We start from the raw sequence: 21,927 nt of genomic DNA, 5'->3' as shown, positions 1-21,927 counted from the left end.
CTCCCTTACAGACCGGACGCGAAGTCGATGTCCTGACCCGGCTTCAGGGTGACATACGCTTTCTTCCAGTTGTCACGGCGACCCGTGACACGGCCGGAGCGCTTGACCTTGCCCTTGACGTTCAGCACTTGCACACCCGTAACCTCGACCTTGAACAGGCTGGCAACGGCTGCGCCAATTTCCTGCTTGGTGGCATCGGGCAACACACGAAAAACAACCTGATTCAGCTTGTCGGCCATGCGCGTACTTTTTTCGGAGATCACCGGCGCGAGAATGACTTTGAGCAAACGCTCTTGACTGATCGCACCCATTACACCATCTCCTCAAACTGCTTGACCGCCGCCTTGGTGATCAATACGTTACCGAATTTGACCAGGCTCCACGGATCGGCCTGATGCGGCTCGACCACGTAGACATTCGGCAGATTGCGCGACGACAGCCACAGGTTGTCATCCACGTTGTCCGCAATAATCATGACCTTGCCGTACCCCATCGACTTCAGCTTGTCGGCAAGCAACCGGGTCTTGGGCGATTCGATGCCCAGGCTTTCCACCACCTTGATCTTGCCGTCGCGGGCCAGCTGCGACAGGATGGCCGCCAGGCCAGCGCGATACATCTTGCGATTGACCTTGTGCGTGAAGTTTTCGTTGGGCTTGTTCGGGAAGGTGACACCACCCCCGCGCCAGATCGGGCTCGAGGTGCGGCCGGAACGTGCACGGCCGGTGCCTTTTTGACGCCACGGCTTGTGCGTGGACGCGCTCACTTCGGCACGCGTTTGCTGCGCACGATTACCGCTGCGCGCATTCGCCTGGAACGCGGTCACCACCTGGTGCACCAGCGCCTCGTTGTAGTCGCGACCAAAAGTTTCGTCGGCGGCAGCCAGACTGGAAATCTGCTGGCCCTGTTCATTAATGACGGTCAAATCCATCAGGCACCTCCCTTCACAGCCGGGCGCACCACCACATGACCACCCTTGGAACCCGGAACGGCCCCCTTCAACAACACCAGCCCGCGCTCCGCATCGACGCGCACGACTTCAAGATTCTGCTTGGTGCAGGTCACCGCGCCCATATGGCCCGACATGCGCTTGCCCGGAAACACCCGGCCCGGATCCTGGTTCATACCGATGGAACCCGGCACGTTGTGCGAACGCGAGTTGCCGTGCGTGGCACGCTGCGACTTGAAGTTGTGGCGCTTGATGGTGCCTGCAAAGCCCTTGCCCTGGGTTACCCCGGTCACATCGACTTTTTGCCCGGCCTGGAACAGTTCGACCGAAACGGCGGCACCCGGCTGATATTGCGCCGCCTCCTCGGCGGAGACGCGGAACTCACGCATGAGCTCACCCGCATCGACGCCCGCCTTGGCGAAGTGACCGGCCTGTGCTTTATTGACACGGCTATTGCGGCGGCTGCCATAAGCGAGCTGCACGGCGGAATAGCCGTCATTTTCTGGCGTGCGCACCTGCGTCACACGATTGTTGGACATTTCCAGCACCGTCACCGGAACGGACGCACCGCTCTCAGTGAAAATGCGGGTCATGCCGACCTTGCGGCCAACGAGCCCGATACTCATTTTATATTTCCTATCTCAAGCCGGCAGCCGGAGCCGCTGACAAGGGTTGTAGGTGCCGATTACAATTGACCGGCGACTATTGATACAGCTGAAGGGGCGGCATTATACCCACGCCGCCCACTTTTTACAACTTGATTTCGACGTCGACGCCGGCAGGCAGATCCAGCTTCATCAGGGCATCAACCGTTTTGTCGGTGGGGTCCATGATGTCCATCAGACGGCGATGGGTGCGGATTTCGAACTGGTCGCGCGACGTCTTGTTGACGTGCGGCGAACGCAGCACGTCAAAACGCTCGATCGAGGTCGGCAGCGGAATCGGGCCTTTGACCACGGCGCCGGTGCGCTTGGCCGTTTCCACGATTTCGAGCGCAGACTGGTCGATCAGTTTGTAGTCAAACGCCTTCAGGCGGATGCGGATTTTCTGGCTTTGCATGGTATGAACCTTATTCTTCGATCTTGGCAACAACGCCGGCACCGACGGTGCGGCCGCCTTCGCGGATGGCGAAACGCAGACCTTCGTCCATGGCGATCGGCTGGATCAGCGATACCTTGATGCTGACGTTGTCGCCAGGCATCACCATCTCGGTGCCGGCCGGCAATTCGATGCTGCCGGTGACATCGGTGGTGCGGAAGTAGAACTGCGGACGGTAGCCGTTGAAGAACGGGGTGTGACGACCGCCTTCGTCCTTGGACAGCACGTAGATCTCGGCGCTGAACTTGGTGTGCGGCTTGATGGAGCCGGGCTTGGCCAGCACCTGGCCGCGCTGGACTTCTTCACGCTTGGTGCCGCGCAGCAGGACGCCGACGTTGTCGCCGGCCTGACCCTGGTCCAGCAGCTTCCTGAACATCTCGACGCCGGTGCAGGTGGTCTTGACGGTGGGGACGATGCCGACGATCTCGATTTCTTCGCCAACCTTGACGACGCCGCGCTCGATACGACCGGTGACGACGGTGCCGCGACCGGAAATGGAGAAGACGTCTTCTACAGGCATCAGGAAAGGACGATCAACGGCGCGCTCGGGCTCGGGGATGTAGGAGTCGAGCGCGTCGGCCAGCTTGAGGATGCTGGGCTCGCCGATGTCGCTCTGGTCGCCTTCGAGGGCCTTGAGGGCACTGCCGATGATGATGGGAGTGTCGTCGCCGGGGAAGTCGTACTTGCTGAGCAGTTCGCGAACTTCCATTTCAACAAGTTCGAGCAACTCGGGGTCGTCGACCATGTCGGCCTTGTTCATGTAGACGATGATGTAGGGCACGCCAACCTGACGGGCAAGCAGGATGTGCTCGCGGGTCTGCGGCATGGGGCCGTCGGCGGAAGACACGACCAGGATGGCGCCGTCCATCTGCGCAGCGCCGGTAATCATGTTCTTGATGTAGTCGGCGTGGCCCGGGCAGTCGACGTGCGCGTAGTGACGCTTGGCGGTCTCGTACTCGACGTGCGCGGTGTTGATGGTGATGCCGCGCGCCTTCTCTTCGGGCGAGCTGTCAATCTCGTCGTATTTCTTGGCCGCACCGCCAAACTTCTTCGACAAAATGGTGGTGATCGCCGCGGTCAAGGTGGTCTTGCCGTGGTCAACGTGACCAATCGTGCCAACGTTTACGTGCGGTTTGGTCCGCTGGAATTTTTCCTTAGCCATTTCAGTACCCTATGAGATCAAAATTATTTCGTGGCGCCAGATCACTTCTTGGCAATGACAGCTTCTGCGACGCTTTTCGGCGCTTCGGTGTAATGCTTGAATTCCATCGAATAGGTCGCGCGACCTTGCGACATCGAACGCAGATCGGTGGAGTAGCCGAACATCTCGGCCAGCGGCACTTCGGCCTTGATCGCCTTGACGCCACCGACATCGTCCATGCCCTGGATGATGCCGCGACGACGGTTCAAGTCGCCCATCACGTCACCCATGTAGTCTTCCGGCGTTTCCACTTCCACCGCCATCATCGGCTCCAGCAGGATCGGGCTCGCCTTGCGCATGCCATCCTTGAAAGCCATGATCGCTGCCAGTTTGAATGCCAGCTCGGACGAGTCGACATCGTGGTAGGAGCCATCAAACAACGTGACCTTGACGTCGACCACAGGGAAACCGGCCAGCACGCCGCTGTTCAGCGCTTCGCGCAAGCCTTTTTCCACTGCCGGAATGTATTCGCGCGGCACCGTGCCGCCCTTGATGGCGTCGATGAACTCAAAGCCCTTGCCTGCTTCATTCGGCCCCATCCTGATCCAGACATGGCCGTACTGACCTTTACCACCCGACTGCTTGACGTGCTTGCCTTCCTGCTCGACTTCCTTCTTGATCGCTTCGCGGTAGGCCACTTGCGGCGCGCCAACATTGGCCTCGACGCCAAACTCGCGGCGCATGCGATCAACCAGGATTTCCAGGTGCAGCTCACCCATGCCGGACATGATCGTCTGGCCGGTCTCTTCATCCGTGCGAACGCGGAAAGATGGGTCCTCCTGCGCCAGGCGGCCCAAGGCAACGCCCATTTTTTCCTGGTCGGCCTTGGTTTTCGGCTCGACCGCAACGTGAATCACCGGCTCGGGGAAAATCATCCGCTCAAGCGTGATCGGGTCAGCCATGTCGCACAGCGTATCACCCGTTGTGACATCCTTGAGGCCGACCGCTGCGGCGATGTCGCCCGCCCGCACTTCCTTGATTTCTTCACGCTGGTTGGCGTGCATCTGCAGAATCCGCCCCAGACGCTCCTTGCGACCCTTGACCGGGTTGTAAACCGTATCGCCCGATTTGACCACGCCGGAATACACCCGGAAGAAAATCAACTGGCCCACATAGGGATCGGTCGCGACCTTGAACGCCAGCGCAGAAAACTTCTCGTCATCAGAGGGGCGGCGCGCGCCCTCACTGCCATTATCCAGCTCGCCCTTCACCGGGGGAACGTCGGTTGGCGCCGGCATCAACTCGATCACCTTGTCGAGCATCGCCTGCACACCCTTGTTCTTGAACGCGCTGCCGCACATCATCGGGACGATTTCGCTGGCGATCGTGCGCGTGCGCAAACCCAGGATGATCTCGGCCTCGGACAGATCCCCCTCTTCGAGATACTTGTTCATCATCTCTTCGGATGATTCCGCAGCCGCCTCGACCATGGCTTCACGCCATTTTTTACACGTTTCAACCAAATCCGCGGGAATCTCGCGCAGGTCGAACTTCATGCCCAGGCTGGCCTCATCCCAGTAAATCGCCTTCATGCGAACCAGATCGACCACGCCTTCGAACTTCTCTTCCGCGCCAATCGGCACCTGAAGCGGAACCGGATTGGCCTTCAGGCGCAAACGCATCTGGTCATAGACCCTGAAGAAGTCTGCGCCCGAGCGGTCCATCTTGTTGACGAAGGCCAGACGCGGCACGCGGTATTTGTTGGCCTGACGCCACACCGTCTCGGACTGCGGCTGAACGCCGCCCACCGCGCAGTACACCATGCAGGCGCCATCCAGAACCCGCATGGAACGCTCCACCTCGATGGTGAAGTCGACGTGTCCCGGTGTGTCGATGATGTTGATGCGATGCTCGGGGAAATTGCCGTCCATCCCCTTCCAGAAGCACGTGGTCGCAGCCGATGTAATCGTAATGCCACGCTCCTGCTCCTGCTCCATCCAGTCCATGGTGGCCGCGCCATCATGGACTTCGCCGATTTTATGCGACACCCCCGTGTAAAACAGGACGCGTTCGGTGGTGGTGGTCTTGCCGGCGTCAATATGGGCCGAAATGCCGATATTGCGATAGCGCTCAATAGGAGTCGTGCGTGCCACGTTAATTACCTGCCAATTTTATGCGTTGAGATTAGAAACGGAAATGCGAGAAGGCTTTGTTGGCTTCAGCCATACGATGCACTTCCTCACGCTTCTTCACCGCGCCGCCACGGCCTTCCGCCGCATCCAGCAATTCGCCCGCCAAACGGGCGCCCATGGATTTCTCGCCACGTTTGCGCGCCGCATCCTTCAGCCAGCGCATGGCCAGCGCGGTACGGCGGCTCGAACGCACCTCGACCGGCACCTGGTAGTTGGCGCCACCGACACGGCGGCTCTTCACCTCGACCATGGGACGAGCGTTGTTCAGCGCAATCCCGAACACCTCCAGGGGGTCTTTGCCGGACTTCTGGACGATCTGCTCGAATGCGCCGTAGACGATGCGCTCGGCGACCGACTTCTTGCCGCTGGACATGACGACGTTCATGAATTTCGAAACCTCCTGATTGCCGAATTTCGGATCAGGCAGGATTTCACGTTTGGGGACTTCGCGACGACGGGGCATATTCCTGTCTCTCTATCTAGTTAAGCTGGTTGGACGCTTTTGAATCAGGCTTTTTTCGGGCGCTTGGCGCCGTACTTCGAACGCGACTGCTTGCGATCCTTCACGCCGGCGGTATCCAGGCTGCCGCGCACGGTGTGGTAACGCACGCCCGGCAAATCCTTGACCCGGCCGCCGCGCACCAGCACCACCGAGTGCTCCTGCAGGTTATGGCCTTCACCACCGATGTAGCTGATGACCTCGAAGCCGCTGGTGAGCTTGACCTTGCACACCTTGCGCAAAGCGGAGTTCGGTTTCTTGGGCGTCGTGGTGTACACACGGGTGCACACACCGCGACGCTGCGGGCAGGCCTTCAAGGCCGGAACCTTGCTCTTTTCCACCGGCGCCTGGCGCGGCTTGCGGATCAGCTGGTTAATCGTTGGCATGTTCAAAAATTCCGAAAAATTAAGTAAGCGTATCGTTTCTAAAACAAGCGGGACGGCGCCAACCGCATTTTTTAAACGCGGCGCCGTCCCGGGCTACAGTCCTGCGCTTCCCGGCAAACCTATGGCCGGAAAAAGACGCGTGATTCTATGGGGGAGACTCCCCCCTGTCAAGCAACTTCCTGATTCTCGGCGGGATTCACGCCCCCGCCTTCGATCAGATGCTCGGCCCCCAAGTCTTCCCCGGCTGCCTGGCGGCGCCGGGTGTTGTGGTAGGCCAGGCCAGTGCCCGCAGGGATCAGGCGTCCGACGATCACGTTTTCCTTCAAGCCGCGCAGTTCGTCCCGTTTGCCCATGATGGCCGCCTCGGTCAACACACGCGTGGTTTCCTGGAAGGAGGCCGCGGAAATGAACGAATCGGTCGACAGCGATGCCTTGGTGATACCGAGCAGGATCGGATCGTAGATTGCCGGTTCCTTGCCCGCCGCCGCCATGTCGTCGTTGATCTGCAGCACTTCCGAGCGCTCGACCTGCTCGCCGGGGATGAGGCCGGTGGCACCCGGATCCGTCACGGTGACGCGACGCAGCATCTGGCGCACGATGACCTCGATGTGCTTGTCGTTGATCTTCACCCCCTGCAGGCGGTAGACGTCCTGCACTTCGTCGGTGATGTAACGCGCCAGCGCTTCCACCCCACGCAAGCGCAGGATGTCATGCGGGTCAACCGGGCCGTCGACGATGATTTCACCCTTCTGCACGATCTGGCCGTCGTGCGCCGTCACATGTTTTTCCTTGGTGATCAGATATTCATGCGGCTCGCCGTCCGGGTCGGTGATCACCAGACGCTGCTTGCCTTTGGTGTCCTTACCGAACGATACGGTTCCGGTGACTTCCGCCAGCACACCGGCATCTTTCGGCGAACGCGCCTCGAACAGCTCGGCCACGCGCGGCAGACCACCGGTAATGTCACGGGTCTTCGACGTTTCCTGCGGAATACGCGCGATCACGTCGCCCACCGCCACGTCCTGGCCATCCTTCACGGTAATGATGGAGCCGATCTGGAAGGTGATATTGACCAGCGTCTCGGTGCCCGCGATCTTGACTTCATTCCCGCTCTCGTCCAGCAGCTTGACCTGCGGGCGCAGGCCCTTGGCGGCGCTGCTGGCCTTGCGCTTGGGATCGATCACCACCAGCGTCGACAGGCCGGTGACGTCGTCGAGCTGCTTGGCCACGGTGATGCCTTCCTCGATGTTCTCGAAGCGGATGCGCCCGGCGTACTCGGTAATGATCGGACGGGTATGCGGATCCCAGGTCGCCAGCACGGTGCCGGCCTTGATCCTGGCGCCGTCGGTCACCATCAGCGTCGCGCCGTAGGGTACCTTCTGACGCTCGCGCTCGCGACCGCTGTCGTCCGCAATGATGATTTCGCCGCTGCGCGAAATCGCCACCGGCTCCTTGCGCGCGTTGGTCACGTAGCGCATGGTGGCGGTGTACTGCACCGTGCCGTTCGACTTGGCCTCGAGCTGGCTCGCTGCCGCGGCACGCGAAGCGGCACCGCCGATGTGGAAGGTCCGCATGGTGAGCTGGGTGCCCGGCTCGCCGATCGACTGCGCGGCGATCACACCGACCGCTTCGCCGACGTTGACCAGATAGCCGCGGCCGAGGTCGCGGCCATAGCATTTGACGCACAGGCCGTAACGCGTTTCGCAGGTCAGCGGGGTGCGCACCTTGACTTCGTCGAGGCCGAGCGATTCGATGGTATCGACAACGTCCTCCACCAACAGCGTACCGGCCTCGAACACGGTTTCCTGGGTGTCGGGATGGATGATATCGCTGGCAGCCACGCGGCCGAGAATCCGCTCGCGCAACGCTTCCACGACTTCACCGCCCTCGACCAGCGCCTTCACCGCCAGGCCGTTCCTGGTGCCGCAATCGTCCTCGGTCACCACCAGATCCTGCGTCACGTCGACCAGACGGCGCGTCAGATAGCCGGAGTTCGCGGTCTTCAGCGCGGTATCGGCGAGGCCCTTGCGAGCGCCGTGGGTCGAGATGAAGTACTGAAGCATGTTCAGGCCTTCGCGGAAGTTCGCCGTGATCGGGGTCTCGATGATGGAGCCGTCCGGTTTCGCCATCAGGCCGCGCATGCCGGCCAGCTGGCGAATCTGCGCCGCGGAGCCGCGCGCGCCCGAGTCGGCCATCATGTAGATCGAGTTGAACGACTCCTGGGTGACTTCCTTGCCGTTGCGGTCAATGACCTTCTCGCCGCCCAGCTGTCCCATCATCGCCTTGGCCACGGCATCCCCCGCGCGGCCCCAGATGTCGACCACCTTGTTGTAGCGTTCGCCCTGGGTCACCAGACCCGAGGTGTACTGCGACTCGATCTCCTTCACCTCGGCTTCTGCGGCGCCCAGGATCTGGCCCTTCTCGCCGGGGATCAGCATGTCCTTGACCGCAATCGACATCCCCGAACGGGTGGCGAAGGTGAAGCCGGTGTACATCAGCTTGTCGGCGAAAATCACCGTCTCGCGCAGGCCGCAGCGGCGGAAGCTGGCGTTGATCAGTTTCGAAATTTCCTTTTTCTTCAATGCCTTGTCGATGAAGCTGAACGGCAGACCCGGCGGCAGGATTTCGGACAGCAGCGCGCGCCCGAGCGTGGTTTCCACCCGCTTGACGGTCTCGACCCGGTTCCTGTTCTCGTCCAGGGTCACTTCCTTGATGCGCACCGTGACGCGGGCGTGCAGTTCCGCCTCGCGGGTGTCATAGGCGCGGCGCGCTTCGGTGACGTCGGCAAGCAACATACCTTCGCCCTTGGCGTTGATCTTCTCGCGCGTCATGTAATACAGGCCCAGCACGATGTCCTGCGACGGCACGATGATCGGCTCGCCGTTGGCGGGCGACAGCACGTTGTTCGATGCCAGCATCAGGGTGCGGGCTTCGGTCTGCGCTTCCAGTGAAAGCGGCACGTGAACGGCCATCTGGTCGCCGTCGAAGTCGGCGTTGAAGGCGGCGCACACCAGCGGGTGCAGCTGGATCGCCTTGCCTTCGATCAGCACCGGCTCGAACGCCTGGATGCCCAGGCGGTGCAGCGTCGGCGCGCGGTTCAGCATCACCGGATGCTCGCGGATGACGTCTTCCAGCAGATCCCACACGATCGGCTCTTCGTCTTCCACCATCTTCTTGGAAGCCTTGATCGTGGTCGCCAGCCCCAGCACTTCGAGGCGGTGGAAAATGAAGGGCTTGAACAGTTCCAGCGCCATCTTCTTGGGCAGGCCACACTGATGCAGCTTCAAATAGGGGCCCACCACGATGACGGAACGGCCGGAGTAGTCGACGCGCTTGCCCAGCAGGTTCTGGCGGAAGCGGCCGCTCTTGCCCTTGATCATGTCGGCCAGCGACTTCAGCGGGCGCTTGTTGGCGCCGGTCATCGCCTTGCCGCGACGGCCGTTGTCGAGCAGCGAATCAACCGCTTCCTGCAGCATGCGCTTTTCGTTGCGCACGATGATTTCCGGCGCCTTCAGTTCAAGAAGCCTTTTGAGCCGGTTGTTGCGGTTGATGACGCGGCGGTAGAGGTCGTTGAGGTCGGAGGTGGCGAAACGACCACCGTCCAGCGGCACCAGCGGACGCAGTTCGGGCGGCAGCACCGGCAGTACTTCGAGGATCATCCACTCGGGCTTGATGCCGGACTTCTGGAAACCTTCGAGGATCTTCAGCCGCTTCGACAGCTTCTTCAGCTTGGTGTCGGAACTGGTCTTGTTGATTTCCGCATGCAGGCTTTCCACGGTGGTATGCAGGTCAAGCGAGCGCAGCAATTCGCGCACGGCTTCCGCACCCATCAGCGCCTTGAATTCATCGCCGTATTCTTCCAGTTTGGCGAGGTAGTCTTCCTCGGTCAGCAACTGGCCGCGGTTGAGCGGCGTCATGCCGGGCTCGACCACCATGAAGCCTTCGAAATAGAGCACGCGCTCGATGTCGCGCAACGTCATGTCGAGCACCATGCCGAGACGGCTGGGCAGCGACTTCAGGAACCAGATGTGGGCGACCGGCGAGGCCAGCTCGATGTGGCCCATGCGCTCGCGGCGCACCTTGGACAGCGTGACTTCGACGCCGCACTTTTCGCAGATCACGCCACGGTGCTTCAGGCGCTTGTACTTGCCGCACAGGCATTCGTAGTCCTTCACCGGACCGAAAATCTTGGCGCAGAACAGGCCGTCGCGCTCCGGCTTGAAGGTACGGTAGTTGATGGTCTCCGGCTTCTTCACTTCGCCGTACGACCAGGAGCGGATTTTCTCCGGCGACGCCAGGCCAATCTTGATGGCGTCGAACTCTTCCTCGTGGGTGGCCTGCTTGAATAGATCCAACAGTGCTTTCATGGCTGTGTCCTCACCCCTAAATTAATAACGTTCCAGATCGATGTCGATGCCCAGCGAACGGATTTCCTTCACCAGCACGTTGAAGGACTCCGGCATGCCCGCCTCGATCTTGTGTTCGCCCTTGACGATGCTCTCGTACACCTTGGTGCGGCCATTCACATCGTCCGATTTCACCGTCAGCATTTCCTGCAGCACGTAGGATGCGCCGTAGGCTTCCAGCGCCCACACTTCCATTTCGCCGAAGCGCTGGCCGCCGAACTGCGCCTTGCCGCCCAGCGGCTGCTGGGTGACCAGCGAGTACGGGCCGGTGGAGCGCGCGTGCATCTTGTCGTCGACCAGATGGTGCAGCTTCAGCACATGCTTGTAGCCCACCGTCACCTGGCGATCAAAGGCCTCGCCGGTCTGGCCGTCGTACAGCGTGACCTGACCGCCCTCGGGCAGGCCGGCCAGCGTCAGCATCTGACGGATTTCATCTTCCGAAGCGCCGTCGAATACCGGCGAGGCAAACGGCACGCCCTTTTTCAGATTGCGCGCAAGCTCGAGCACTTCGTCATCGCTGAAGCCATCGATGTCTTCCGTCTTGCCCGACTGGTTATAAATTTTCTTCAGGAAAATACGCAGGTCCTTGACCAGCGTCTTGGTCTGCGCCGCCAGCATTTCGCCGATGCGCTCGCCCAGTCCTTTGGCCGCCCAGCCGAGGTGGGTTTCCAGGATCTGGCCGATGTTCATCCGCGACGGCACGCCGAGCGGATTCAGCACAATGTCGACCGGACGGCCGTCGGCCATGAAGGGCATGTCTTCGACCGGAACGATCTTCGACACCACGCCCTTGTTGCCGTGACGACCGGCCATCTTGTCGCCGGGCTGCAGGCGGCGCTTGACCGCGATGTAGACCTTGACCATCTTCTGCACACCGGGTGGCAGTTCGTCGCCCGCGGTAAGCTTTTTCTTCTTCTCCTCGAACATCAGGTCGAACTCGATGCGCTTCTGCGTCAGGCTGTCCTTCAGCGACTCGACCTGGCGGCTGGCGTCGTCGTCGGCCAGACGGATGTCGAACCAGTCATGGCGATTCACCGACTCCAGATATTCCTTGGTGATCTTGCTGCCCTTGGCGAGCTTCTTGGGACCGCCATTGGCGATCTTCAGGTGCAGCAGTTTCTCCAGACGCGCAAAGGTGTCGCCTTCGACGATGCGCATGCGGTCGGTCACGTCCTTCTTGTATTCAACCAGTTGCGTATCGATGATCGACTGCGCGCGGCCGTCCCGTTCAATGCCCTCGCGGGTGAACACGTGCACGTCGATCACCACGCCCGACATGCCGGACGGCACCTTGAGGCTGGTGTCTTTCACATCGCTGGCTTTTTCGCCGAAAATGGCACGCAGCAGCTTTTCTTCCGGCGTCAGCTGGGTTTCGCCCTTGGGCGTGACCTTGCCGACCAGCACGTCGCCCGACTCGACTTCCGCGCCGACGGCGATGATGCCGGAATCATCCAGGCGCCCCAGCTGGCGCTCGGCCAGGTTGGAGATGTCACGGGTGATTTCTTCCGGACCGAGCTTGGTATCGCGCGCCACCACCGACAGCTCCTCGATGTGGATCGAGGTGTAGCGGTCTTCGGCAACGACATTCTCGTTGATCAGGATCGAGTCTTCGAAATTGTAGCCGTTCCACGGCATGAAGGCGACCAGCATGTTCTGGCCCAGCGCGAGCTCGCCCATGTCGGTCGAGGCGCCATCGGCGATGACGTCGCCGCGGGCGATGACGTCGCCCACCTTCACCAGCGGACGCTGGTTGATGTTGGTGTTCTGGTTGGAGCGCGTGTACTTGATCAGCGAGTAGATATCCACGCCCACCTCGCCTTCGCGCGCCTCCTCGTCGTGTACCCGGATCACGATCCGGCCGGCGTCGATGTAGTCGACGACGCCGCCGCGATGCGCGGTCACCACCGTGCCGGAGTCGACCGCAGCGGTGCGCTCGATGCCGGTGCCGACGAAGGGCTTTTCCGGGCGCAGACAAGGCACCGCCTGACGCTGCATGTTGGAGCCCATCAGCGCGCGGTTGGCGTCGTCGTGCTCGAGGAAGGGGATCAGCGAGGCTGCCACCGACACGATCTGCGCCGGCGCGACGTCCATGAATTCGATCTTGTCGGGGGCCGACAGCGTGAATTCGTTCTTGAAACGGCATGACACCAGGTCGTCGGTGAACTTGCCCTTGGCATCGAGCTCGGCGTTGGCCTGCGCGATCACGAATTTGCTCTCTTCGATCGCCGACAGGTATTCGATTTCGTCGGTCACCTTGTGGTTCACCACCTTGCGGTAGGGTGTTTCGATGAAGCCATACCAGTTGGTGCGGGCGAACAGGGCCAGCGAGTTGATCAGGCCGATGTTCGGGCCTTCCGGTGTTTCGATCGGGCAGACGCGGCCGTAGTGGGTCGGGTGCACGTCGCGCACCTCGAAGCCGGCGCGCTCGCGCGTCAGGCCGCCCGGGCCCAGCGCGGAGACGCGGCGCTTGTGGGTGATCTCGGACAGCGGGTTGGTCTGGTCCATGAACTGCGACAGCTGGCTGGAACCGAAGAACTCCTTGATCGCCGCCGAAACCGGCTTGGCGTTGATCAGGTCGTGCGGCATCAGGTTGTCGGATTCGGCCTGGCTCAGACGCTCGCGCACCGCGCGCTCGACCCGCACCAGGCCGGCGCGGAACTGGTTCTCGGCCAGTTCGCCGACGCTGCGCACGCGGCGGTTGCCGAGATGGTCGATGTCGTCGATCTCGCCGCGGCCGTTGCGCAGCTCGACCAGGATCTTGATGACCGCGACGATGTCTTCGGTCGACAGCGTGCCGGAGCCGGTCAGTTCCTCGCGGCCGATGCGGCGGTTGAACTTCATCCGGCCCACCGCCGACAGGTCGTAGCGGTCTTCGTTGAAAAACAGGTTGGCAAACAGGGTGTTCACCGCATCTTCGGTGGGCGGCTCGCCCGGACGCATCATGCGGTAGATCGCCACCTTGGCGGCGTAATCGTCGGCGGTATCGTCGGCGCGCAGCGTCTGCGAAATAAAGGCGCCGTGATCGAGGTCGTTGGTGTAGAGGGTGTTGAACTTGTCCACGCCCGCAGCGGCAAGCTTGGTCAGCAGGTCCTCGGTGATCTCGTCGTTGGCGCGCGCAATCAGTTCGCCGGTGTTGGTGTCGACCACATCGTGCGATAGCACGCGGCCCACCACGAACTCGGCCGGCACCGCCCACTTCTTGACGCCCGCGGCGTCAAGCTCACGAATGTGCTTGGCGGTGATGCGCTTGTCCTTGGCAACGATGACGTGCCCATCCTTACCGCAGATATCGAAACGCGCCAGTTCGCCGCGCAGGCGCTCGGGCACCAGTTCGAACTGCACGCCCTGGGTGTTGACGTAAAAAGTGTCCTTGCTGAAGAAGTCGTCCAGAATAGTGGCCGGGGTGTAGCCCAGCGCCTTCAGCAGAATGGTGACCGGCATCTTGCGGCGGCGGTCGACGCGGAAGAACAGGATGTCTTTGGCGTCGAACTCGAAGTCCAGCCACGAGCCGCGGTAGGGAATCACGCGCGCCGAAAAGAGGAGTTTGCCCGAACTGTGCGTTTTACCGCGGTCATGCTCGAAGAATACGCCGGGCGAGCGGTGCAGCTGCGACACGATCACCCGCTCGGTGCCGTTGATGACGAAGGAGCCGGTCGGCGTCATCAAGGGGATCTCGCCCATGTAGACCTCCTGCTCCTTGACTTCCTTGATGGTCGGCTTGGACGCTTCCTTGTCCATGATCACCAGGCGCACCTTGGCACGCAGCGGGGCGCAATAGGTCAGGCCGCGCTGCTGGCATTCGCCGATATCGAACACCGGCTCGCCCAGCATGTAGCTGACGTATTCCAGCCGCGCGTTCTTGGAGTGACTTTCAATCGGGAAAATCGAAGTAAACGCGGCCTGCAGGCCTTCGTTCAGGCGCTCCTCGCGGGTACGGCCTTCTTGCAGGAAAGCGCGATAGGACTCAAGCTGAGTCGCCAGAAGAAAAGGCACCGGAAGGGTGTTGGTCCGGCTGGCGAAGCTCTTGCGCAGACGTTTTTTCTCGGTAAAGGTATAAGCCATGGGGTCTCCTTGACGATCAGGGGCGCGCTGGCGCGTGGGTTACGGCCAATGCTTTATAGGGCACACGCAAAAAGCAAACGACCCGGAAGCCGATTCCGGGTTCCGGGTATTTGCTGCTTGCGTCTGCCGCGGGTTGCCCCGCTGCAAGCGATCGAAATAAATGCGTCACCGGAAGCAGACGGCACGCTTGCGCGCACCGCCCTGGGGTCCGTTGACTTATTTGATTTCGACGGTAGCGCCAGCGTCTTCCAACTGCTTCTTCAGCGCGTCGGCATCGGCCTTGGTGGCGCCTTCCTTCACTGCCTTGGGGGCGCCATCGACCAGATCCTTGGCTTCTTTCAGGCCCAGGCCGGTCGCTGCACGCACCACCTTGATGACTTCCACTTTCTTTTCGCCACAGGAATTCAGCATCACGGTGAATTCGGTCTGCTCTTCAGCGGCGGCGGCGGCGCCGGCAGCGGGGGCTGCTACGGCAACCGCAGCGGCGGCGGCGGAAACGCCGAATTTCTCTTCCATTTCCTTGATGAGCTCGGACAGCTCAAGCACGGTCATGCTCGCGATGGCGTCCAGAATGTCAGCTTTTGCAACAGCCATTTGTGTTACTCCTGTCAATTGTGCTTCAGATTAAAAAACAATATCGTCGATTCGGATGTCGGCAGGCCGCTTAAGCGGCCTGCTTGTCGCGCACCGCAGCCAGTCCGCGAACGAACTTGGTCGGCACTTCGTTCAGCGTACGAACGAATTGCGCGATCGGGGCCTGCATGGTGCCCAAGAGCCTGGACAGCAATTCATCACGGCTGGGCATGCTGGCCAGATTCCCCACGTCCTTTGCGGACATGAGGAAGTTGGGCATGGCACCGGCCTTGACGACAAACTTGTCGTTGGTCTTGGCAAACTCGTGCATCACCTTGGCGGCAGCCACCGGGTCTTTGGACATGCCGTAGGCGAGCGGGCCGACCAACTGGTCGGCAAGCCCTGCAAACGGCGTATCCGCAAACGCGCGGCGTACCAGCGTGTTCTTCAACACGCGCAGATAGACGCCTTCCTTGCGTGCTTGCGCGCGCAACCGGGTCAGATCTTCCACCTTGATGCCACGGTATTCGGCAACAATAACCGTCTGGGCGGCCGCGACCTGCGCAGCAACCTCAGCAACAACGGCTTTCTTTTCTTCAAGATTCAGACTCAAGGTCTTACCTCCTTCTCAGTTACGGAGCGTTGCCCGCTCCGGCTGGCGACCTTGACAGGAAAATCCTGCTGGGGAACGCCATCTGCGTAGGGCAGTTTTCGGTGAGGCGTGAGGCGTGAGGCGTAAGGAACACGCCCGCGCACCAACGACCTTCCATCCAACCGATTAAGCGCGCAGGAGGCTGATTCGTTCGGGGCATACACCTCACCCCTCACGCCTCACACCTCACGAACGACACCCCTACGGTCTTTGACAACCCGTCAGTCGAAACCACCGGCTGACGGCCCAAAGTTCATTCAGGCACTCTTTCCAGAAATGCCCGCAATTAAATTTATGCGCTGACGCTGGCCTGATCCACACGAACGCCCACGCCCATGGTGGAAGACACCGACAGGCGCTTGAAATAGGCACCCTTGGAACTGGCCGGTTTGGCACGCTGAAGCGCATCCAGCAGTGCTGTCAGGTTCTCTTTCAGGTCTTCGACGCTGAACGAGGCGCGGCCAATGGTGCAATGCACGATGCCGCCCTTGTCGGTGCGGTACTGTACCTGGCCGGCCTTGGCGTTTTTCACCGCACCCGTCACGTCGGCCGACACCGTGCCCACCTTGGGGTTCGGCATCAGGCCGCGCGGGCCCAGAATCTGGCCGAGCTGACCGACGACGCGCATGGCGTCAGGGGTGGCGATCACCACATCGAAATCCATTTTGCCGGCCTTGATTTCGGCTGCCAGGTCGTCGAAACCGACGATATCGGCGCCTGCATCTTTTGCCTTCTGCACGTTGTCGCCCTGGGCGAATACGGCGACACGAACCGTCTTGCCAATACCCTTCGGCAGCACCACGGCACCACGAACCATCTGGTCGGATTTACGGGCGTCAACGCCGAGGTTCACCGCGATGTCGATCGACTCGTTGAACTTGGCGGTGGCGGCGTCTTTGACCAGCTGCAGCGCATCGGCTACCGGGTAATTGCGGTTACGGTCGATTTTTTCTTTGAGCGCGCGCAAGCGCTTGGATACGTTAGCCATCTCAGACTCCCTCCACGATGATGCCCATGGAACGGGCTGTGCCGGCAATGGTGCGCACTGCCGCATCCATGTCGGACGCTGTCAGATCGGGCTCCTTGGCCTTGGCGATCTCTTCCAGCTGGGCGCGATTGATCGTGCCAACCTTGTCGAGGTTCGGCTTGGCGCTACCTTTATCGAGCTTGATCGCCTTCTTGATCAGCACCGTTGCAGGCGGCGTCTTCATCACGAAGGTGAAGCTCTTGTCCGCAAACGCGGTGATGACGACCGGAATCGGCAGACCGGGCTCCATGCTCTGCGTCTTGGCGTTGAAAGCCTTGCAGAATTCCATGATATTCAGGCCGCGCTGACCGAGCGCGGGGCCGATGGGCGGCGAAGGATTAGCCTTGCCCGCCGGGACTTGCAGCTTGATATAGCCGACAATTTTCTTTGCCATGATGGCTCCTAATAAGTGAGTACCAACGCGCTTTAGGTCACCCTACTCGCGCTCCTCTCCGGCGAACCGGATTTTTACCCTTCACGGCCGAAGCCGGAATTCAGGCTTTTTCGACCTGACCGAAGCCCAGTTCTACAGGCGTCGCCCGGCCAAAAATCATCACCGACACGCGCAATTTGCTCTTGTCGTAATTCACTTCTTCCACATTTCCATTGAAGTCGGTGAACGGGCCGTCGATGACACGCACCGCCTCGCCCACCTCGAACAACACCTTGGGCTTGGGCTTTTCAACGCCCTCGCGCATCTGATCGAGGATGGACTGAACCTCTTTCTCGGTAATCGGCGCGGGCTTGGTTGCCGTTCCACCGACAAAGCCCGTCACCTTGGGCGTGCTTTTCACCAGATGCCAGGTGTCATCGTCCATTTCCATCTGCACCAGGACGTATCCGGGGAAGAACTTGCGCTCGGCGGTTTTTTTCTGCCCACCCTTCATTTCCACCACTTCTTCCACCGGCACCAGGATTTCGCCGAAACGATCCTTCATACCCGCACGCTCGATACGCTCAATCAGATTGCGCGCGACGCTTTTCTCGAAGCCGGAGTAGGCATGAACCACGTACCACCGCATACTCAACTCCCCTGTCCCATGGCCAGTTTGACCAGCCACATCAAAATACTGTCAACCGCCCAAAGGAACAGCGCCATCACGATCACGAACAACATGACCACACCCGTCATCTGGATGGTTTCCTTGCGCGTCGGCCAGACAACCTTCTTGGCCTCGTCACGCGCATCGAGCGCGAAGCGGAAAAACTGCCTGCCCGGACTCGACATGCCAGCAACGGCGCCAGCCAGCACGACGCCCACGATCACGGACAGCACACGCACCACGGTGGGCGCGTCCGCAAAAAAATAAAAGCCGGCCACCCCTGCGATGACCAGCAACACTGCTACCAGCAGCTTGAGTTTGTCAGCCATGAATGCTGTGCGCCTTGCGGCTTATCCTGTGGCAGGCCAAGAGGGTCTCGAACCCCCAACCTTCGGTTTTGGAGACCGACGCTCTACCAATTGAGCTATTGGCCTGTATTCTTAAAGGCCGGCATTCAGTACGCACCCGCCGCACCGAACCCGGCCTTGATTTCAACTGCCCGCCTTATTCTTCGATCTTGGCAACAACGCCGGCACCGACGGTGCGGCCGCCTTCGCGGATGGCAAAACGCAGACCTTCGTCCATGGCGATCGGCTGGATCAGCGAGACCTTGATGCTGACGTTGTCGCCAGGCATCACCATCTCGGTGCCGGCCGGCAGTTCAATGCTGCCTGTGACGTCGGTGGTGCGGAAGTAGAACTGCGGACGGTAGCCGTTGAAGAACGGGGTATGACGACCGCCTTCGTCCTTGCTCAGCACGTAGATCTCGGCGCTGAACTTGGTGTGCGGCTTGATCGAGCCGGGCTTGGCCAGTACCTGGCCGCGCTGGACTTCTTCACGCTTGGTGCCGCGCAGCAGCACGCCGACGTTGTCGCCAGCCTGACCCTGGTCCAGCAGCTTCCTGAACATCTCGACGCCGGTGCAGGTGGTCTTGACGGTGGGGACGATGCCGACGATCTCGATTTCTTCGCCAACCTTGACGACGCCGCGCTCGACACGTCCGGTAACGACGGTGCCGCGACCGGAGATGGAGAAGACGTCTTCAACAGGCATCAGGAAGGGACGGTCAACGGCACGCTCGGGCTCGGGGATGTAGGAGTCGAGCGCGTCGGCCAGCTTGAGGATGCTGGGCTCGCCGATGTCGCTCTGGTCGCCTTCGAGGGCCTTGAGGGCACTGCCAATGATGATGGGGGTGTCGTCACCGGGGAAGTCGTACTTGCTGAGCAGTTCGCGAACTTCCATTTCAACAAGCTCGAGCAACTCGGGGTCGTCGACCATGTCGGCCTTGTTCATGTAGACGATGATGTAGGGTACGCCAACCTGACGCGCAAGCAGAATGTGCTCGCGGGTCTGCGGCATGGGGCCGTCGGCGGAGGACACGACCAGGATGGCGCCGTCCATCTGCGCAGCACCGGTAATCATGTTCTTGATGTAGTCGGCGTGGCCCGGGCAGTCGACGTGTGCGTAATGACGCTTCTCGGTCTCGTACTCGACGTGCGAGGTGTTGATGGTGATGCCGCGCGCCTTTTCTTCGGGCGAGCTGTCGATCTCGGCGTAGTTCTTGGCCGAACCGCCAAATTTCTTCGCCAGAATGGTGGTGATCGCCGCGGTCAAGGTGGTCTTGCCGTGGTCAACGTGACCAATCGTGCCAACGTTTACGTGCGGTTTGGTCCGCTGGAATTTTTCCTTAGCCATTTCAAGTACCCCTCAATTTGCACACGCAACAATGCGGTCAATCACGATCGGCAACCCGACTACCGCTTTTCAAATACCGGTGCGCCGCTTTAGACTTCGACAACACCCAAGAACTGGTGCCCGCGGACAGAATCGAACTGTCGACCTCTCCCTTACCAAGGGAGTGCTCTACCTCTGAGCTACGCGGGCGCAAGGCTTTGACCCACAGCGCGTCAAAACACAAAAACCTTTACAACCTGGAGCGGGAGAAGGGAATCGAACCCTCGTCATAAGTTTGGAAAACTTCTGCTCTACCATTGAGCTACACCCGCTTCGCCGTGCTCGAAAACTGCAAAAATCTGGTGGTGGGGGAAGGATTCGAACCTTCGAAGGCAGAGCCGTCAGATTTACAGTCTGATCCCTTTGACCGCTCGGGAACCCCACCCAAACGAAGCGCGAGATTATAGGGCTTTTCGGAATAATGTGTCAATTATCCCCTGAGCAAATTTCCTCACTCACACATTGAACAGGAAATTCAGGACGTCGCCGTCCTTGACCACGTATTCCTTGCCTTCGGCGCGCATCTTGCCCGCCTCCCTGGCACTCTGTTCGCCCTTACAGGCAATGAAATCCTCGTACGAGATGGTCTGCGCGCGTATGAAGCCGCGTTCGAAATCGGTGTGAATGACACCCGCCGCCTGCGGCGCGGTATTACCCTTGTGGATGGTCCACGCCCGCACCTCCTTCACCCCGACGGTGAAGTAGGTTTGCAGGCCCAGCAAATCATAGGTGGCACGAACCAGACGGTTGAGTCCCGGCTCGTCCCAGCCGAGCTCTTTCAGGTATTCCATGCGGTCTTCAGGCGACAATTCCTGCAGTTCGGCCTCCAGCGCCGCGCACACGGGCACCACCGGCGCGCCTTCCTTGCCGGCAAACGCTCGCAGCGCATCGAGCATGGGATTGTCGTGGAAGCCGTCTTCGCTAACGTTGGCGACATACAGCGTCGGCTTCATCGTCAACAGGCACAGCGGCTTGATCGCCGCGAGGCCTTCCGCATCCAGGCCGGCGGCACGCGCGGGGCGGCCTTCGTTCAGCGCGGCCAGCACCGGCTTCAATGCCTCCGCGATGACTTTCGCTTCCTTGTCGCCCCCACGTGCAGCTTTTTCATATCGTATCAACGCCTTTTCAGCACTGGACAGGTCAGCGAGCGCCAACTCCGTGGCAATGGTTTCCACGTCCGACAGGGGATCGATCTTGCCCGCAACGTGGATCACGTTGTCGTCCTGGAAACAGCGCACCACATGGCAGATCGCATCGGTCTCCCGAATGTTGGCGAGGAACTGGTTGCCCAGACCCTCCCCTTTGGAGGCGCCCGCCACCAGGCCGGCGATGTCGACGAATTCGACAATCGCCGGCACGACTCTCTGCGGCTTGGCAATCTCGGCCAGTAGCGCCAGACGCGGATCCGGCACCTCGACGATGCCGGTGTTCGGCTCGATCGTGCAGAAGGGATAGTTTTCCGCCGCGATGCCCGCCTGGGTCAGCGCGTTGAACAAGGTGGATTTTCCGACGTTGGGCAAGCCAACGATGCCGCATTTGAGACTCATGGTTTTTCCTGGAGTTTGATGGAACCGGGTTTGGTGTTGGCACGCTGGATGGCCGCGTTCCACTCGCCCTTTTCAATGAGCGGCCACAAATCGAGCGCGCGCTCGATAGCGGCGTCGATGTCGCCCTGCTCCTCGCGACGCGGCGGTTTCAGAACGTAGTTCACGACTTCGTTGCGCTCGCCCGGATGACCGATGCCGATGCGCAGCCGCCAATAGTCCTGGGTGCCCAGATGCGCGGCGATGTCCTTCAGGCCGTTATGGCCACCCATGCCGCCGCCGAATTTGAGGCGCAGCTGGCCGGGTGGAATGTCGAGCTCGTCGTGCACCACCAGCATCTCGGCTGGCGCTATGCGATGAAAGCGTGCAAACGCACCGACTGCCTGACCGGAACGGTTCATGAAAGTCTGCGGCAGCAGCATCCACACGTTGCCCGGACTGCGCCCGACGATGCCGTGAAAGCGCGACTCATGCGCGAGCGGCACGCCCCATGTCTGCGCCAGCCGCGCGCAAAACCAAAACCCGGCGTTATGCCGGGTTTCTTCGTAGTCGCGCCCCGGGTTGCCGAGGCCGACAATCAGGCGGGGCGCTGTCATGCCGCACACGGCGTGCAATCCACCGCGG

General features: G+C 60.8%; 19 protein-coding genes and 4 tRNA genes. All 23 read right to left on the bottom strand.

Annotated elements, in window-relative coordinates:
• Positions 1 to 5: 5 nt before the first annotated feature.
• Complete coding sequence (gene rplW, locus ACZ41T_RS12120; RefSeq protein WP_464921646.1) at positions 6 to 311, bottom strand: 50S ribosomal protein L23; 306 nt, start codon at positions 309 to 311, stop codon at positions 6 to 8.
• The gene (gene rplD, locus ACZ41T_RS12115; protein ID WP_464921645.1) at positions 311 to 928 is read right to left on the bottom strand and encodes a 50S ribosomal protein L4; all 618 of its coding nucleotides are present in this window, start codon (positions 926 to 928) and stop codon (positions 311 to 313) included. The genes rplW and rplD overlap by 1 nt, the downstream gene beginning before the upstream one ends.
• Entirely contained in the window at positions 928 to 1,572 is a 645-nt protein-coding gene (gene rplC, locus ACZ41T_RS12110) for a 50S ribosomal protein L3 (RefSeq protein WP_464921644.1), read from the bottom strand. Before rplC ends, rplD begins: the two co-directional genes overlap by 1 nt.
• Positions 1,573 to 1,696: 124 nt before the next feature.
• On the bottom strand, positions 1,697 to 2,005 hold the full coding sequence (gene rpsJ, locus ACZ41T_RS12105) for a 30S ribosomal protein S10 (RefSeq protein ID WP_464921643.1): 309 nt from the start codon (positions 2,003 to 2,005) through the stop codon (positions 1,697 to 1,699).
• Between the two features lie 10 nt (positions 2,006 to 2,015).
• A complete protein-coding gene (gene tuf, locus ACZ41T_RS12100) occupies positions 2,016 to 3,206 on the bottom strand; it encodes an elongation factor Tu (protein ID WP_464921642.1) in 1,191 nt (396 codons plus the stop codon).
• 41 nt (positions 3,207 to 3,247) lie between these two features.
• A complete protein-coding gene (gene fusA / locus ACZ41T_RS12095) occupies positions 3,248 to 5,338 on the bottom strand; it encodes an elongation factor G (protein ID WP_464921641.1) in 2,091 nt (696 codons plus the stop codon).
• Between the two features lie 31 nt (positions 5,339 to 5,369).
• On the bottom strand, positions 5,370 to 5,840 hold the full coding sequence (rpsG, locus tag ACZ41T_RS12090) for a 30S ribosomal protein S7 (RefSeq protein ID WP_464921640.1): 471 nt from the start codon (positions 5,838 to 5,840) through the stop codon (positions 5,370 to 5,372).
• A gap of 44 nt (positions 5,841 to 5,884) precedes the next feature.
• Complete coding sequence (rpsL, locus tag ACZ41T_RS12085; protein ID WP_011310913.1) at positions 5,885 to 6,262, bottom strand: 30S ribosomal protein S12; 378 nt, start codon at positions 6,260 to 6,262, stop codon at positions 5,885 to 5,887.
• A gap of 167 nt (positions 6,263 to 6,429) precedes the next feature.
• Positions 6,430 to 10,629, bottom strand: coding sequence for a DNA-directed RNA polymerase subunit beta' (gene rpoC / locus ACZ41T_RS12080; RefSeq protein WP_464921639.1), 4,200 nt, complete (start codon positions 10,627 to 10,629; stop codon positions 6,430 to 6,432).
• Positions 10,630 to 10,650: 21 nt separating this feature from the next.
• Positions 10,651 to 14,730, bottom strand: coding sequence for a DNA-directed RNA polymerase subunit beta (gene rpoB / locus ACZ41T_RS12075; RefSeq protein ID WP_464921638.1), 4,080 nt, complete (start codon positions 14,728 to 14,730; stop codon positions 10,651 to 10,653).
• Between the two features lie 216 nt (positions 14,731 to 14,946).
• Positions 14,947 to 15,324: a 50S ribosomal protein L7/L12 gene (gene rplL, locus ACZ41T_RS12070; RefSeq protein WP_464921637.1), complete on the bottom strand. Its 378-nt coding sequence runs from the start codon at positions 15,322 to 15,324 to the stop codon at positions 14,947 to 14,949.
• A 70-nt stretch (positions 15,325 to 15,394) separates the two neighbouring features.
• A complete protein-coding gene (gene rplJ, locus ACZ41T_RS12065; protein ID WP_464921636.1) occupies positions 15,395 to 15,916 on the bottom strand; it encodes a 50S ribosomal protein L10 in 522 nt (173 codons plus the stop codon).
• Positions 15,917 to 16,247: 331 nt separating this feature from the next.
• Positions 16,248 to 16,943: a 50S ribosomal protein L1 gene (rplA, locus tag ACZ41T_RS12060; protein ID WP_464921635.1), complete on the bottom strand. Its 696-nt coding sequence runs from the start codon at positions 16,941 to 16,943 to the stop codon at positions 16,248 to 16,250.
• Between the two features lies 1 nt (position 16,944).
• Positions 16,945 to 17,376 carry a 50S ribosomal protein L11 gene (gene rplK / locus ACZ41T_RS12055; protein ID WP_464921634.1) on the bottom strand — a complete coding sequence of 144 codons (432 nt, stop codon included), beginning with the start codon at positions 17,374 to 17,376 and terminating at the stop codon, positions 16,945 to 16,947.
• 100 nt (positions 17,377 to 17,476) lie between these two features.
• Positions 17,477 to 18,010, bottom strand: coding sequence for a transcription termination/antitermination protein NusG (gene nusG / locus ACZ41T_RS12050; protein ID WP_464921633.1), 534 nt, complete (start codon positions 18,008 to 18,010; stop codon positions 17,477 to 17,479).
• Positions 18,007 to 18,354 (bottom strand): preprotein translocase subunit SecE, encoded by a 348-nt coding sequence (gene secE / locus ACZ41T_RS12045; protein WP_464921632.1) that lies wholly within the window; start codon positions 18,352 to 18,354, stop codon positions 18,007 to 18,009. Before secE ends, nusG begins: the two co-directional genes overlap by 4 nt.
• Before the next feature lie 29 nt (positions 18,355 to 18,383).
• Positions 18,384 to 18,459 (bottom strand) — tRNA-Trp (locus ACZ41T_RS12040).
• Positions 18,460 to 18,529: 70 nt separating this feature from the next.
• Positions 18,530 to 19,720: an elongation factor Tu gene (gene tuf, locus ACZ41T_RS12035; protein WP_464921631.1), complete on the bottom strand. Its 1,191-nt coding sequence runs from the start codon at positions 19,718 to 19,720 to the stop codon at positions 18,530 to 18,532.
• Between the two features lie 114 nt (positions 19,721 to 19,834).
• A tRNA-Thr gene (locus ACZ41T_RS12030) sits at positions 19,835 to 19,909 on the bottom strand.
• A gap of 48 nt (positions 19,910 to 19,957) precedes the next feature.
• A tRNA-Gly gene (locus ACZ41T_RS12025) sits at positions 19,958 to 20,031 on the bottom strand.
• Between the two features lie 28 nt (positions 20,032 to 20,059).
• A tRNA-Tyr gene (locus ACZ41T_RS12020) sits at positions 20,060 to 20,144 on the bottom strand.
• Between the two features lie 70 nt (positions 20,145 to 20,214).
• Entirely contained in the window at positions 20,215 to 21,306 is a 1,092-nt protein-coding gene (ychF, locus tag ACZ41T_RS12015; protein WP_464921630.1) for a redox-regulated ATPase YchF, read from the bottom strand.
• Positions 21,303 to 21,899 (bottom strand): aminoacyl-tRNA hydrolase, encoded by a 597-nt coding sequence (pth, locus tag ACZ41T_RS12010; protein WP_464921629.1) that lies wholly within the window; start codon positions 21,897 to 21,899, stop codon positions 21,303 to 21,305. The genes ychF and pth overlap by 4 nt, the downstream gene beginning before the upstream one ends.
• Positions 21,900 to 21,927 lie beyond the last annotated feature (28 nt).

This window comes from Thiobacillus thiophilus (assembly GCF_055378705.1).
This window is presented reverse-complemented; position numbering and strand designations above follow the sequence as displayed.